Genomic DNA, 14,628 nt, shown 5'->3' with positions numbered 1-14,628 from the left:
ATGCACCTCAAAACCCTTGCCCGCCGGTCCCCCCGGCGGGCAAGGTGGTACCGGCCCAGACCCGTGCCCTCCCACGCTCCGCCGCACCTCACCCCCCCCACCGCTCCACCCGCGACCGGCCCCCCGGCCGTACTCCCGCCGCCGCGCCCCGCGCTGCGGCCGCCCGCGCCGACGCCCCTCCCGAAGGCCGCCTCCCGGCCCGGCGGAAGCGGGGGCGAGGGCCTTGACAGGGCCTGAATATCGCCTGAATCACAGGGGAAGACCGCCTCGGCGCTTCCGTCCGGGAAGCCCGCTCCGCGCGGGGCCCGTACCATGGGACGAGCCGTGGCGTGCCGCCCGGCGGGCGTACGAGGACTCGAAGACCGCCTGAGACGCCTGATCCCACGATCCGAGAGAAGCTCAAGCCACCCATGCCCACGCGCCACGACATCCGTAACGTAGCCATCGTCGCCCACGTCGACCACGGCAAGACCACGCTGGTCGACGCCATGCTCAAGCAGGCCGGAGCGTTCGCCGCCCACGCCGCCGAGCACCTCGACGATCGCATGATGGACTCGAACGACCTGGAGCGTGAGAAGGGCATCACGATCCTCGCCAAGAACACGGCGGTGAAGTACCACCCCAAGGACGGCGGGGACCCGATCACGATCAACATCATCGACACCCCCGGCCACGCCGACTTCGGCGGCGAGGTCGAGCGCGGTCTGTCGATGGTGGACGCGGTCGTCCTGCTCGTCGACGCCTCCGAGGGCCCGCTGCCCCAGACCCGCTTCGTGCTGCGCAAGGCGCTGGCCGCGAAGATGCCGGTCATCCTGTGCATCAACAAGACGGACCGCCCGGACTCCCGGATCGCCGAGGTCGTCGACGAGACGTACGACCTCTTCCTGGACCTGGACGCCGACGAGGACCAGATCGAGTTCCCGATCGTCTACGCCTGCGCCCGTGACGGCGTCGCCTCGCTGACCAAGCCCGAGGACGGCACCGTCCCGCCGGACAGCGAGAACCTGGAGCCGTTCTTCTCCACGATCCTCTCGCACGTCCCCGCCCCGGAGTACGACGAGGACGCCCCCCTCCAGGCCCACGTCACCAACCTGGACGCGGACAACTTCCTCGGCCGCATCGCGCTCTGCCGCGTCGAGCAGGGCGAGCTGCGCAAGGGCCAGACCGTCACCTGGATCAAGCGCGACGGCACCATGTCCAACGTCCGCATCACCGAGCTGATGATGACCGAGGCGCTCACCCGCAAGCCCGCCGAGAAGGCCGGTCCGGGCGACATCTGCGCGGTCGCCGGATTCCCGGACATCATGATCGGCGAGACCCTGGCCGACCCCGAGAACCCGATCGCGCTCCCGCTGATCACGGTCGACGAGCCCGCCATCTCCATGACCATCGGCACCAACACCTCGCCGCTCGTCGGCAAGGGCGGCAAGGGCCACAAGGTCACCGCCCGCCAGGTCAAGGACCGCCTCGACCGCGAGCTGATCGGCAACGTCTCGCTCCGCGTCCTGGACACCGAGCGCCCCGACGCCTGGGAGGTCCAGGGCCGCGGCGAGCTGGCGCTCGCCATCCTCGTCGAGCAGATGCGCCGCGAGGGCTTCGAGCTGACGGTCGGCAAGCCCGAGGTCGTCACCAAGCAGATCGACGGCAAGACCCACGAGCCGATCGAGCGCATGACGATCGACTGCCCCGAGGAGCACCTCGGCGCCATCACCCAGCTCATGGCGACCCGCAAGGGCCGCATGGAGACCATGACGAACCACGGCTCGGGCTGGGTCCGCATGGAGTGGATCGTCCCCTCCCGCGGCCTCATCGGCTTCCGTACGGAGTTCCTCACCCAGACCCGCGGCACCGGCATCGCGCACTCGATCTTCGAGGGCCACGAGCCGTGGTTCGGCGAGCTGCGCACCCGCCACAACGGCTCGCTGGTGGCCGACCGTTCGGGCTCGGTGACGCCGTTCGCGATGGTCAACCTCCAGGAGCGCGGCGTCATCTTCACCGAGGCCGGCACCGAGGTCTACGAGGGCATGATCGTCGGCGAGAACTCCCGCGCCGACGACATGGACGTGAACATCACCAAGGAGAAGAAGCTCACCAACATGCGCGCGGCCTCCGCGGACACCACGGAGAACGTGGTCCCGGCCCGCAAGCTCTCGCTGGAGCAGTCCCTGGAGTTCTGCCGCGAGGACGAGTGCATCGAGGTGACCCCGGAGACCGTGCGCATCCGCAAGGTCGTCCTGGACCAGAAGGAGCGCGGCCGCGCCGCCTCCCGCGCCAAGCACGGCTAGCGGCGCCGTTCCGGGCCGTCCCGGAGCCCGCTGAGGGCTCCGGGACGGCCCGGAACCGTACGCTCCGCATGTGTCGGCCGCACGGCCGGTGAGCACCCGGCCGACGGATCGTCAGGCCGGGCACGGACACGAGGCCCGGCCCCCCGCGAGGACTGCGGGGGGCCGGGCCTTCGTCAATCGCTTTTTCTGACCGCGGTGTCCGGATATCGGAGGTCGCTCTCCGGAACATGCGGTAACCGTCCGTTTCGGGCGTGTCTGTCTGGGATCAGTTTGTCCGGGTTTCGGGCACAGGGTGGGGGTCGATGTTGTCAAACCGAGACCCTTTAAGTGTGGTTTACAGCCCGGCTGTACCCAATAGTTGGCTCCATTGAGCTCGGGTCAATGGGTCACGCACTGTGGGGAGTGCCGACTCACGAGCACACTCGGGGCACTGAACGATCACCGTCAGGGGTGTCGGTGAATCTCTCCAGTGCCCCTCTTGTAGTCAAAAGTGGACTCATGAGGAGGAAACCCATGCGCGGTGCCAAGAGCGCCAAGTGGGTCGCGGGAGCGGCAATCATCGCCCTGTCCGCGACCGCCTGCGGCGGCGGCAGCAGTGACGGCGGCAAGAAGAACACGTCGGGCCAGCCCGCCGGCTACGTCTCGATCGACGTCGGCGAGCCCCAGAAGCCGCTGATGCCGGCCGACACGAACGAGACCAACGGCTCCTACGTCATCCAGTCGCTGTTCACCCAGCTCCTGGACTTCGACGACAAGGGCGAGATCGTTCTCACGAACGCCGAGTCCGTCGAGACCGTGGACTCCAAGACGTGGACCGTCAAGCTCAAGAAGGGCTGGAAGTTCCACAACGGCGAGGCGGTCACCGCGCAGTCCTACATCGACGCGTGGAACTGGTACGCCAACGTCAAGAACAAGCAGCAGAACGCCTTCTGGTTCTCGGACATCAAGGGCTACGCGGACGTCCACCCCGAGAAGGGCGACCCGAAGGCCGACAAGATGTCCGGTCTGAAGGCCGTGGACGAGACCACGTTCACGATCGAGCTGGCGGAGAAGGTCCCCTACTTCAACTACAAGCTCGGCTACGCGACGTTCGCCCCGCTGCCCAAGGTCTTCTACGACGACCCGGCGGCCTTCGGCCAGAAGCCGGTCGGCAACGGCCCGTACACGTTCGAGAAGTGGACCCACAAGAAGCTCATCCAGGTCAAGGCCTGGGACGGCTACCAGGGCCCGAACAAGGCTGCCAACAAGGGCATCCAGTTCAAGAACTACTCGACCGTCGAGGCCGCGTACACCGACCTCGTCTCCGGCAACCTGGACATGATCCGCCAGGTCGGCCCGCGCGACCTGCCGAAGTTCAAGGCGGACCTCGGCGACGGCGCCATCGAGCAGCCGTACGCCGCGATCCAGACGCTGACCCCGGCGTTCTACTCGAAGACGTTCAAGGGCATCGACCCCAAGGTCCTCCAGGGCCTGTCCATGGCGATCGACCGTGAGACCATCACGAAGACCGTCCTGAACGGCACCCGCATCCCGGCGACGAGCTTCACGCCCCCGCAGGTCAAGGGCAACCAGACCCTCGACACGGACGTGCTGAAGTACAACCCCGCCAAGGCCAAGGAACTGATCAAGGCCGGCGGCGGCGTCCCGGAGAACAAGTTCACCATCCAGTACAACGCCGACGGCGGGCACAAGGAGTGGGTGACCGCGGTCTGCGAGTCCATCCGCAACGCCACCGGGGTCGACTGCGTGGGCGACGCGAAGCCGGACTTCCCGACCGACCTCGAAGCGCGTGACAACAACGAGGTCAAGGGCTTCTACCGCGGCGGCTGGGTGGCCGACTACCCGGTCAACGTGAACTTCATCAAGGAGCTCTACCACACCAGCGCGGAGTCGAACAACGGTCGCTTCAGCGACAAGGAGATCGACGCACTGATGGCGAAGGGTGACAAGGCCGACTCGCTCGAGGCCTCCGTCGCCGCCTACCAGGAGGTCGAGAAGAAGCTGGTCGACAAGATGCCGGCCATTCCGCTCTGGTACTACGCCATCAACGGCGGCCACGGCAAGAACGTCGACAACGTCAAGGTCGACTTCCACGGTGACTTCGAACTGACCGGCGTCACCACCAAGTAACACGCCTGCGGGTCATTTCCCCACCTGGCCGTCATCCGCCCGCGCTGCCCTCAGCGCGGCCGGAGGCGGGGGGGGGGGGGGGGGGGGGGGGGGGCGGTCTCCCCCCCCCCCCCCCCCCCCCCCCCCCCCCCGCCGCAGTTATCCCCACACGGAGGCACCCATGGGGCGCTATGTCGCACGACGACTGCTCCAGATGATCCCGGTCTTCATCGGGTCGACCCTGCTGGTCTTCCTCATGATGTACGCACTGCCCGGCGACCCCGTCAGAGCCCTGGCCGGCGAACAGCACGTGGACGCGACGCAGATCGCGGCCCTGAAGGCGGAGTACGGGCTGGACCAGCCCATCTGGCAGCAGTATCTGAACTACCTGGGCAACCTGTTCCAGGGGGACCTCGGCACGCAGATCGGAACGCAGCGTCCGGTAGCCGAAGTCATCGCCGACGCCTACCCGATCACCGTCAGACTGGCGATCTTCGCCTTCGTCTTCACGGTCGTCGCCGGGATCTCGCTCGGCATCATCGCGGGCCTCAAGGCCGAATCCCTCCGGGACCGCGGCCTGCTCGGCCTCACGCTGGTGCTGATCTCCATGCCCTCCTTCGTGCTGGGCTTCCTCGTTCAGTACTTCTTCGCGTTCCAGCTCGGCATCGCCAAGCCCAACGTCAGCATCGAGCCGACCAACGGCGAGCTGATCATGCCGGCCGTCGTGCTGGCGTCCCTCTCGCTCGCCTACGTCGCCCGCCTGACGCGCACCTCGGTGGCCGAGAACATGCGCGCCGACTACATGCGCACGGCCGTCGCCAAGGGCCTGCCGCGCCGCCGCGTCATCGGCGTCCACCTGATGCGCAACTCGCTCATCCCGGTCGTCACCTTCCTCGGCACCGACATCGGCTCGCTCATGGGCGGCGCGATCGTCACCGAGGGCATCTTCAACATCAAGGGCATCGGATCGCTGGTCTTCGAGGCTCTCAGCAAGCGGGAGGGCGCCACGGTCGTCGGCGTCGTCACCCTGCTCGTCGTCGTCTATCTCGTCGCCAGCCTGCTCGTCGACCTGCTCTACGCGGTCCTGGACCCGAGGATTCGGTATGCCTGACTCCACCGCACTCAAGAGCGCCGCCGCGCCGGACGCCGTGGAGGCGCCCGCCGCGCCGGACGCCGGCCCCGCCCCCGGCAAGCCGCGCAGCCTCTGGTCCGACGCCTGGCACGACCTGCGCCGGAACCCGCTGTTCCTCATCTCCATGGCGATGATCCTGCTGCTCGCCGTGATGGCGATCTTCCCGAGCCTGTTCACCAGCGCCTCGCCGCGCGACGCCGACCTGGCCAAGCACTACCTCCAGCACCCGAACTGGAGCCACTTCTTCGCCCCCGACTGGCTCGGGTACGACGGACAGGGCCGTTCGATCTACGCGCGTGTCGTCTACGGCGCCCGCGCCTCGATCACCGTCGGCGTCGTGGTGACCCTCGCGGTCACCATCGCCGGCCTGGTGATCGGGATGCTCGCCGGATACTTCGGCGGCTGGATCGACACGCTCCTGTCCCGCGTCACCGACGTCTTCTTCGGCGTCCCCTTCATCGTCGGCGCCATGGTCATCCTGACCACCTTCGAGGAGCGCTCCGTCGGCGTCGTGATCCTGTCGATGGCCTTCCTCGGCTGGACCTCGATCGCCCGTGTCGCCCGCGGCTCGGTCATCACGATCAAGCAGGCCGACTACGTGGTCGCGGCCAAGGCGCTCGGCGCCTCCACCACCCGGATCCTGACGCGGCACATCCTGCCGAACGCCATCGCCCCGGTGATCGTGGTCGCCACCATCGCGCTCGGCGGCTACATCGCGGCCGAGGCCACCCTGTCGTTCCTCGGCATCGGCCTCGCCGAGCCCACGGTCTCGTGGGGCATCGACGTGTCCGCCGCGAAGGACCAGCTCCGCAACGCGCCGTACGTCCTGATCATCCCCTCGGTGATGGTCTCGGTGACGGTGCTGTCCTTCCTGATGTTCGGCGATGCGGTCCGCAACGCCCTCGACCCCAAGATGCGCTGAGGGAGGCGTTCGTGACCACCATCGACAAGACGGCTCACGTCCCCGCACCGCGGGAGTCCGTGAGTGGCGACGGTCCACTGCTCGACGTCCGCGACCTGCACGTGGAGTTCCACACCCGCGACGGCATCGCCAAGGCGGTCAACGGTGTGAACTACACCGTCAGCGCCGGCGAGACGCTCGCGGTGCTCGGCGAGTCCGGCTCCGGCAAGTCCGTGACGGCCCAGACCATCATGGGCATCCTGGACATGCCGCCGGGGAAGATCACCGGCGGTGAGATCCTCTTCCGCGGCCAGGACATGCTGAAGATGTCCAACGAGGAGCGCCGGAAGATCCGCGGCCGGAAGATCGCGATGATCTTCCAGGACGCGCTCTCCTCGCTGAACCCCGTCCTCACGGTCGGCTACCAGCTCGGCGAGATGTTCCGCGTGCACCAGGGCCTGTCCCGCAAGGAGGCCAAGGCCAGGGCCATCGAGCTGATGGACCAGGTCAAGATCCCGGCGGCGGCGGCGCGCGTCTCGGACTACCCGCACCAGTTCTCCGGCGGTATGCGCCAGCGCATCATGATCGCCATGGCGCTGGCCCTGGAGCCGGACCTGATCATCGCGGACGAGCCGACCACCGCGCTCGACGTGACCGTGCAGGCGCAGGTCATGGACCTGCTGGCCGAGCTCCAGCGCGAGTACAACATGGGCCTGATCCTCATCACCCACGACCTCGGCGTGGTCGCCGACGTCGCGGACAAGATCGCCGTGATGTACGCGGGCCGGATCGTGGAGACGGCCCCGGTCGGCGAGCTGTACAGCCGCCCGGCCCACCCGTACACCCGCGGTCTGCTGGACTCGATCCCGCGCCTGGACCAGAAGGGCCAGGAGCTCTACGCGATCAAGGGCCTGCCCCCCAACCTCACGCGCATCCCGGCCGGTTGCGCCTTCAGCCCGCGCTGCCCCCAGGCGCGGGACATCTGCCGTACGGACGTCCCGCCGCTGGCCGCGGTGACGGAGCGGGACGGTCTCGAGCTGGTCGGCCGCGGCAGCGCGTGCCACTTCTGGAAGGAGACGATCCATGGCTGAGCTCAAGAAGGAGCCCCTGGACGCCACCCCGAACGTCTCCGACGTCGAGACCGTGGACGCCGCGTCCGAGGCGGAGGCCGTAGCCGCCCTGGACGCGCCGGTGAGCCAGGGCGAGCCGATCCTCCAGGTGCGCAACCTGGTCAAGCACTTCCCGCTGACCCAGGGCATCCTCTTCAAGAAGCAGGTCGGCGCGGTCAAGGCCGTCGACGGGGTCTCCTTCGACCTGTACGCCGGTGAGACGCTGGGCATCGTGGGGGAGTCCGGCTGCGGCAAGTCCACGGTCGCCAAGCTCCTGATGACGCTGGAGCGGGCCACCGCCGGCGAGGTCTTCTACAAGGGCCAGGACATCACCAAGCTGTCCGGCCGGGCGCTGAAGGCCGTGCGGCGCAACATCCAGATGGTGTTCCAGGACCCGTACACCTCGCTGAACCCGCGCATGACGGTCGGCGACATCATCGGGGAGACCTTCGAGATCCACCCCGAGGTCGCCCCGAAGGGCGACCGGCGCCGCCGCGTCCAGGAGCTGCTGGACGTCGTCGGGCTCAACCCGGAGTACATCAACCGCTATCCGCACCAGTTCTCCGGCGGCCAGCGCCAGCGCATCGGCATCGCCCGCGGCCTCGCGCTCAACCCGGAGATCATCATCTGCGACGAGCCGGTCTCCGCGCTCGACGTGTCGGTGCAGGCGCAGGTCATCAACCTGATGGAGAAGCTCCAGGACGAGTTCAACCTGTCCTACGTCTTCATCGCGCACGACCTCTCCATCGTCCGGCACATCTCCGACCGGGTCGGCGTGATGTACCTGGGCAAGATGGCCGAGATCGGCACGGACACCCAGATCTACGACCACCCGACGCACCCCTACACCCAGGCGCTGCTGTCGGCGGTCCCGGTGCCGGACCCCTCGGCCCGTGAGGGGCGCGACCGGATCATCCTGACCGGTGACGTCCCCTCGCCGGCCAACCCGCCCTCGGGCTGCCGCTTCCGCACCCGGTGCTGGAAGGCGCAGGAGCGGTGCGCGACGGAGGAGCCCCTGCTGGCGATCCCCGAGCGCTTCGTCGCGGCAGACACCCCGGCGGCGCACGAGTCGGCGTGCCACTTCGCGGAGGAGAAGGACGTCGTGCACGCGGCGTGACCGCTTCCGGCGACCGAACGGGAGATGCCCGGTCCCCCCAGGGGGGGGCCGGGCATCCTCGCGTCCGCCGCCCGCCTGCCCGTACGGGGTAAGTGAACATGCGGCAGAGGGCGGTATGGGGTGGTATGAGGCATTGAGCTACTCGATGACTCTAGGAGGCACTCCATGCGCGGAGCCACACACGTCCGGTGGGCCGCATGTGCGGTGGCCGTCGCCCTGTCCGCGACCGCGTGCGGCGGGGGCGACAGCGGGGGCGGCGGCGGCGCCGACGGGATCGTCAGCTCCTCCTGGGGCGACCCGCAGAACCCGCTGGAGCCGGCCAACACCAACGAGGTGCAGGGCGGCAAGGTCCTCGACATGGTCTTCCGCGGACTGATCCGCTACGACCCCAGAACCGGCGAGGCCAAGAACATGGTCGCGGAGTCCATCGAGTCGAAGGACTCCCAGAACTTCACGATCAAGCTCAAGGACGGCTGGACCTTCTCCAACGGCGAGAAGGTCACCGCCGCGTCCTTCGTCGACGCGTGGAACTACGGCGCCGCGCTGAAGAACAACCAGAAGAACGCCTACTTCTTCCAGTACATCGAGGGCTACGACCAGGTCCACCCCGAGTCCGGGGCCGCCTCCGCCGAGACGATGTCGGGCCTCAAGGTCGTCGACGACCGGACCTTCACCGCCAAGCTCACCCAGAAGTTCTCCCTGTGGCCCGACACCCTCGGCTACTCCGCGTTCGTGCCGCTGCCCAAGGCCTTCTACGACGACCACGACGCCTGGCTCTCCAAGCCCGTCGGCAACGGCCCGTACACCATCGAGTCGTACGCCAAGGGCTCCTCGATGAGCCTGCGCAGGCGGGACGACTACCCGGGCGAGGACAAGGCGAAGAACGGCGGCGTCGACCTCAAGGTCTTCACCGACAACAACACCGCCTACACCTCGCTGACCTCGGGCAACCTCGACCTCGTCGACGACGTGCCGGCCTCGCAGCTCCGCAACGTCGAGGCGGACCTAGGGGACCGCTACATCAACACCCCCGCCGGCATCATCCAGACGCTCTCCTTCCCCTTCTACGACAAGAAGTGGGACACCGACGACGCCCGCAAGGTCCGCCAGGGCCTGTCCATGGCGATCAACCGCGCGCAGATCACCGACCAGATCTTCCAGAAGACCCGCACCCCCGCCTCCGACTGGACCTCCCCGGTCCTCGGCGCGGACGGCGGCTTCAAGAAGGGCCTGTGCGGCAAGGAGTGCACGTACGACAAGGCCGCGGCCAAGAAGCTCATCGAGGAGGGCGGCGGCATCCCCGGCGGCCAACTCAAGATCTCGTACAACGCGGACACCGGCTCCCACAAGGAGTGGGTCGACGCCGTCTGCAACAGCATCAACAACGTCATGGGCGACAACCGGTCCTGCGTCGGCGGCCCCGTCGGCACCTTCGCCGACTTCCGCAGCCAGGTCTCCACCCAGAAGCTGTCCGGCGCCTGGCGCGCGGGCTGGCAGATGGACTACCCGCTGATCCAGAACTTCCTCCAGCCGCTCTACTACACCAACGCCCCGTCCAACGACGGCAAGTGGAGCGACGAGAAGTTCGACGCCCTGATCGACCGGGCGAACGCCGAGACCGACCGGGCGAAGGCCGTGACCGCCTTCCAGGACGCGGAGAAGATCCTCGTCGAGCAGATGCCGGTCATCCCGCTCTGGTACCAGAACGGCAGCGCCGGCTACTCGGACCGGGTGGACAACGTGGAGCTGAACCCGTTCAGCGTCCCGGTCTACAGCGAGATCACCGTGAAGTGACGCGCTGAGCACGGACGGCCGGGACGCCCGTCGCGCCTCCCGGCCGCCCCGCACACCCCCGCCCGCCCCGACCCCCGGAGCCCCTCATGGGACGTTATGTGATCCGGCGGCTGCTGCAGATGATCCCCGTCTTCTTCGGCACCACGCTGTTGATCTTCCTCATGGTGAACGTGATGGGCGACCCCATCGCGGGCCTCTGCGGCGACCGCCAGTGCGACCCGGCCACCGCCGCCCGGCTGCGCTCCGACTTCGGCCTCGACAAGCCGGTCTGGCAGCAGTACGCGACGTACATGGGCAACGTCTTCACCGGCGACTTCGGCACCGCGTTCAACGGGCAGAAGGTCACCGAGCTGATGGGCACCGCCTTCCCCATCACGATCCGCCTGACCGTCGTCGCCGTCGTCTTCGAGGTGGTCATCGGCATCAGCCTCGGCGTCGTCACCGGCCTCCGGCGCGGCCGCCCCATCGACACCGCGGTCCTCGTCCTGACCCTGGTCGTCATCGCCGTCCCCACCTTCGTCACCGGGCTCCTCCTCCAACTCCTGCTCGGCGTCAAATGGGGCGTCATCAAGCCCTCGGTCTCCCCGGACCCCACCATCGACGAACTGCTCGTCCCCGGCCTCGTCCTCGCCTCGGTCTCGCTCGCCTACGTCACCCGGCTCACCCGGACCTCGATCGCCGAGAACGCCCGCGCCGACTACGTGCGCACGGCCGTCGCCAAGGGCCTGCCCCGGCGGCGCGTCGTCGTACGGCACCTGCTGCGCAACTCGCTGATCCCCGTCGTCACCTTCATCGGCACCGACGTGGGAGCCCTGATGGGCGGCGCCATCGTCACCGAGCGGATCTTCAACATCCACGGCGTCGGCTACCAGCTCTACCAGGGCATCCTGCGCCAGAACTCCCAGACCGTCGTCGGCTTCGTGACCGTCCTGGTCCTCGTCTTCCTCGCCGCCAACCTGATCGTCGACCTCCTGTACGCCGTACTCGACCCGAGGATTCGCTATGCCTGAGCCGCAGTCATCGGACGGGGCGATCTCCCCGGCGGGAGCCGGCGGCGCGATGGACCTCGCCATGGAGGAGGGCGCCAGCCTGGAGGAGTCCCCCGGCGGCCCCGACGGCGCGGGACCGGCCGGAAAACCCCGCAGCCTCTGGTCCGACGCCTGGCGCGACCTGCGGCGCAACCCCGTCTTCCTCATCTCCTCCCTCGTCATCCTCTTCCTCGTGGCCATCTCCATCTGGCCCTCGCTGATCGCCGACGGCGACCCCCTCCAGGCCAACCTGGACGACGCCCAGAAGGGCTCGCGCCCCGGCCACCCCTTCGGCTTCGACCCGCAGGGCCGCGACGTCTACACCCGCGTCGTGCACGGCACCCGCACCTCCGTCACCGTCGGCGTCTGCGCCACCCTCGGCGTCGCCCTCCTCGGCAGCGTGCTCGGCGGACTCGCGGGCTTCTTCGGCGGCTGGTGGGACTCGATCCTCTCCCGCCTCACCGACGTCTTCTTCGGCATCCCCGTCGTCCTCGGCGGCCTGGTCTTCCTCTCCGTCGTCACCAGCTCCACCGTCTGGCCCGTCGTCGGCTTCATCGTCCTGCTCGGCTGGCCCCAGATCGCCCGCATCGCCCGCGGCTCCGTCATCACCGCCAAGCAGAACGACTACGTCCAGGCGGCCCGCGCGCTCGGCGCGTCCAACTCCCGGATGCTGCTGCGCCACATCGCCCCCAACGCCGTGGCCCCGGTCATCGTCGTCGCCACCATCGCGCTGGGCACCTACATCTCGCTGGAGGCGACCCTGTCCTACCTCGGGGTCGGCCTGAAGGACCCCGCCGTCTCCTGGGGCATCGACATCTCCGCCGCCTCCAACTACATCCGCAACGCCCCGCACATGCTGCTCTGGCCCGCCGGGGCGCTGGCGGTCACCGTGCTCGCGTTCATCATGCTCGGCGACGCGGTGCGCGACGCCCTCGACCCCAAGCTGCGCTGAGGAGCCGGTAGCCATGTTGCTCGAAGTGCGCGATCTGCACGTGGAGTTCCACACCCGCGACGGGGTCGCCCAGGCCGTCAACGGGGTCGACTACGCGGTGGCCGAGGGGGAGACGCTCGCCGTCCTCGGCGAGTCCGGCTCCGGCAAGTCCGTCACCGCCCAGGCGGTCATGGGCATCCTCGACATGCCGCCCGGCAGGATCACCGGCGGCGAGATCCTCTTCAAGGGCCAGGACCTGCTGAAGCTCAAGCCGGAGGAGCGGCGCAGGATCCGCGGCCAGGAGATGGCCATGATCTTCCAGGACGCCCTCTCCTCGCTCAACCCGGTCCTCACCGTCGGCCAGCAGCTCGGGGAGATGTTCGTCGTCCACCGGGGCATGTCCCGCAAGGACGCCAGGGCCCGGTCGATCGAGCTGATGGACCGGGTCCGCATCCCCGCCGCCAAGGAGCGGGTCGGCAACTACCCGCACCAGTTCTCCGGCGGGATGCGCCAGCGCATCATGATCGCCATGGCGATGGCCCTGGAGCCCTCCCTGATCATCGCGGACGAGCCCACCACCGCCCTCGACGTCACCGTCCAGGCCCAGGTCATGGACCTGCTAGCGGAACTCCAGCGCGAGCTGAACACCGGCCTCATCCTCATCACCCACGACCTCGGCGTGGTCGCGGACGTCGCCGACAGGATCGCCGTCATGTACGCGGGCCGGATCGTCGAGACAGCCCCCGTCCACGCGATCTACCGGGCCCCCGCCCACCCGTACACCAAGGGCCTCCTCCGGTCGATCCCGCGCCTGGACCGGAAGGGCCGGGAGCTGTACGCCATCAAGGGGCTGCCGCCCAACCTGCTCCACATCCCACCGGGCTGCGCCTTCAACCCCCGCTGCCCGATGGCCCAGGACGTGTGCCGCCGCGACGTGCCGCCGCTCTACGAGGTGGACGACGAGCGCCGCAGCGCCTGCCACTTCTGGAAGGAGACGCTCGATGCACGCTGACCGCGAAGGGAACGGGGGGAGCGGCGGCCCCGCCCTGCTGTCCACCCCGGCCGACGGCCCCCCGCCGTACGCCGAGGGCGACCCGATCCTCCAGGTCCGCGGGCTCGCCAAGCACTACCCCCTGACCCGCGGCGTCGTGCTCAAACGGCAGATCGGGGCGGTCCGCGCGGTGGACGGCGTCGACTTCGACCTGCGCGCGGGCGAGACGCTGGGCATCGTGGGGGAGTCCGGCTGCGGCAAGTCCACGGTCGCCCGGATGCTCGTCCACCTGGAGCGGCCCACCGCCGGCGCGATCCTCTACAAGGGCGAGGACGTCTCCCGGCTCTCCGGCCGGGCGCTGAAGGCCGTGCGGCGCAACATCCAGATGGTGTTCCAGGACCCGTACACCTCGCTGAACCCGCGCATGACGGTCGGCGACATCATCGGGGAGCCGTACGAGATCCACCCCGAGGTCGCCCCGAAGGGCGACCGGCGCCGCCGCGTCCAGGAGCTGCTGGACGTCGTCGGGCTCAACCCGGAGTACATCAACCGCTATCCGCACCAGTTCTCCGGCGGCCAGCGCCAGCGCATCGGCATCGCCCGCGGCCTCGCCCTCAACCCGGAGATCATCGTCGCCGACGAACCGGTCTCCGCGCTCGACGTCTCCGTACAGGCCCAGGTCGTCAACCTGCTGGACCGGCTCCAGGCGGAGTTCGGCCTCAGCTACGTCTTCATCGCCCACGACCTCTCCATCGTCCGGCACATCTCCGACCGGGTCGGCGTGATGTACCTCGGCCGGATCGTGGAGATCGGCTCCGACGAGGAGATCTACGAGCACCCCACCCACCCGTACACGCAGGCGCTGCTCTCCGCCGTCCCCGTCCCCGACCCGGCGGCCCGCGCCCACCGGGAGCGCATCATCCTGCACGGCGACGTGCCCTCGCCCGCCGACGTCCCCTCCGGGTGCCGCTTTCGCACCCGGTGCTGGAAGGCGCAGGAGCGGTGCGCGCTGGAGGTGCCGCTGCTGGCCGTCCCCGCGGAGTTCCGGCACGTGGAGGGCCCGGTCCGGCACGACTCGGCGTGCCACTTCGCCGAGGAGCGGCGGGTGGTGGCGCCGGAGGGGGAGCGGGAGCCGCCGGGGCGGATGCCGGGGCCCGACGTGGAGGAGCCGCCGACCGAGCGGGGCCCGCGCTCCGGGCCGCCGCCCGCCGCGCCGCCGGACCGGTGAGCC

General features: G+C 69.0%; 11 protein-coding genes. All 11 read left to right on the top strand.

The window, feature by feature from the left end; translation table 11 throughout:
- Positions 1–410 precede the first annotated feature (410 nt).
- The 11 genes from typA (at position 411) to ACZ6EJ_RS16315 (ending at position 14,625) form a co-directional block, all read left to right on the top strand.
- Positions 411–2,285 (top strand): translational GTPase TypA, encoded by a 1,875-nt coding sequence (gene typA, locus ACZ6EJ_RS16365; RefSeq protein WP_469267770.1) that lies wholly within the window; start codon positions 411–413, stop codon positions 2,283–2,285.
- Positions 2,286–2,798: 513 nt separating this feature from the next.
- Positions 2,799–4,415 carry a peptide ABC transporter substrate-binding protein gene (locus tag ACZ6EJ_RS16360; protein ID WP_469267769.1) on the top strand — a complete coding sequence of 539 codons (1,617 nt, stop codon included), beginning with the start codon at positions 2,799–2,801 and terminating at the stop codon, positions 4,413–4,415.
- A 160-nt stretch (positions 4,416–4,575) separates the two neighbouring features.
- Positions 4,576–5,505 carry an ABC transporter permease gene (locus ACZ6EJ_RS16355; protein WP_469267768.1) on the top strand — a complete coding sequence of 310 codons (930 nt, stop codon included), beginning with the start codon at positions 4,576–4,578 and terminating at the stop codon, positions 5,503–5,505.
- Positions 5,498–6,448 (top strand): ABC transporter permease, encoded by a 951-nt coding sequence (locus ACZ6EJ_RS16350; RefSeq protein WP_469267767.1) that lies wholly within the window; start codon positions 5,498–5,500, stop codon positions 6,446–6,448. The genes ACZ6EJ_RS16355 and ACZ6EJ_RS16350 overlap by 8 nt, the downstream gene beginning before the upstream one ends.
- A gap of 11 nt (positions 6,449–6,459) precedes the next feature.
- Positions 6,460–7,518, top strand: a complete 1,059-nt coding sequence (locus ACZ6EJ_RS16345) for an ABC transporter ATP-binding protein (RefSeq protein WP_469267766.1) — start codon at positions 6,460–6,462, stop codon at positions 7,516–7,518.
- Positions 7,511–8,653 carry an ABC transporter ATP-binding protein gene (locus ACZ6EJ_RS16340; RefSeq protein ID WP_469267765.1) on the top strand — a complete coding sequence of 381 codons (1,143 nt, stop codon included), beginning with the start codon at positions 7,511–7,513 and terminating at the stop codon, positions 8,651–8,653. The genes ACZ6EJ_RS16345 and ACZ6EJ_RS16340 overlap by 8 nt, the downstream gene beginning before the upstream one ends.
- A 165-nt stretch (positions 8,654–8,818) precedes the next feature.
- Positions 8,819–10,447 (top strand): peptide ABC transporter substrate-binding protein, encoded by a 1,629-nt coding sequence (locus tag ACZ6EJ_RS16335; protein WP_469267764.1) that lies wholly within the window; start codon positions 8,819–8,821, stop codon positions 10,445–10,447.
- An 86-nt stretch (positions 10,448–10,533) separates the two neighbouring features.
- Complete coding sequence (locus ACZ6EJ_RS16330; protein ID WP_469267763.1) at positions 10,534–11,457, top strand: ABC transporter permease; 924 nt, start codon at positions 10,534–10,536, stop codon at positions 11,455–11,457.
- Complete coding sequence (locus ACZ6EJ_RS16325) at positions 11,450–12,427, top strand: ABC transporter permease (RefSeq protein ID WP_469267762.1); 978 nt, start codon at positions 11,450–11,452, stop codon at positions 12,425–12,427. Before ACZ6EJ_RS16330 ends, ACZ6EJ_RS16325 begins: the two co-directional genes overlap by 8 nt.
- Positions 12,428–12,440: 13 nt before the next feature.
- Complete coding sequence (locus tag ACZ6EJ_RS16320) at positions 12,441–13,418, top strand: ABC transporter ATP-binding protein (protein ID WP_469267761.1); 978 nt, start codon at positions 12,441–12,443, stop codon at positions 13,416–13,418.
- Complete coding sequence (locus tag ACZ6EJ_RS16315; protein WP_469267760.1) at positions 13,408–14,625, top strand: ABC transporter ATP-binding protein; 1,218 nt, start codon at positions 13,408–13,410, stop codon at positions 14,623–14,625. Before ACZ6EJ_RS16320 ends, ACZ6EJ_RS16315 begins: the two co-directional genes overlap by 11 nt.
- The last annotated feature ends 3 nt before the right edge of the window (positions 14,626–14,628 follow it).

This window comes from Streptomyces sp. NPDC041970, from assembly GCF_055588985.1.
The sequence above is the reverse complement of the archived record's forward strand: the minus strand, read 5'-3'. Positions and strand labels throughout refer to the sequence as shown.

Bases quoted from the DNA above. Each gene is read 5' to 3' on its own strand.
- ACZ6EJ_RS16315 (WP_469267760.1), top strand. From the start codon at position 13,408: ATGCACGCTGACCGCGAAGGGAACGGGGGGAGCGGCGGCCCCGCCCTG.
- ACZ6EJ_RS16320 (WP_469267761.1), top strand. From the start codon at position 12,441: ATGTTGCTCGAAGTGCGCGATCTGCACGTGGAGTTCCACACCCGCGAC.
- ACZ6EJ_RS16350 (WP_469267767.1), top strand. From the start codon at position 5,498: ATGCCTGACTCCACCGCACTCAAGAGCGCCGCCGCGCCGGACGCCGTG.
- ACZ6EJ_RS16325 (WP_469267762.1), top strand. From the start codon at position 11,450: ATGCCTGAGCCGCAGTCATCGGACGGGGCGATCTCCCCGGCGGGAGCC.
- ACZ6EJ_RS16330 (WP_469267763.1), top strand. From the start codon at position 10,534: ATGGGACGTTATGTGATCCGGCGGCTGCTGCAGATGATCCCCGTCTTC.
- ACZ6EJ_RS16355 (WP_469267768.1), top strand. From the start codon at position 4,576: ATGGGGCGCTATGTCGCACGACGACTGCTCCAGATGATCCCGGTCTTC.
- ACZ6EJ_RS16335 (WP_469267764.1), top strand. From the start codon at position 8,819: ATGCGCGGAGCCACACACGTCCGGTGGGCCGCATGTGCGGTGGCCGTC.
- ACZ6EJ_RS16360 (WP_469267769.1), top strand. From the start codon at position 2,799: ATGCGCGGTGCCAAGAGCGCCAAGTGGGTCGCGGGAGCGGCAATCATC.
- typA (WP_469267770.1), top strand. From the start codon at position 411: ATGCCCACGCGCCACGACATCCGTAACGTAGCCATCGTCGCCCACGTC.
- ACZ6EJ_RS16340 (WP_469267765.1), top strand. From the start codon at position 7,511: ATGGCTGAGCTCAAGAAGGAGCCCCTGGACGCCACCCCGAACGTCTCC.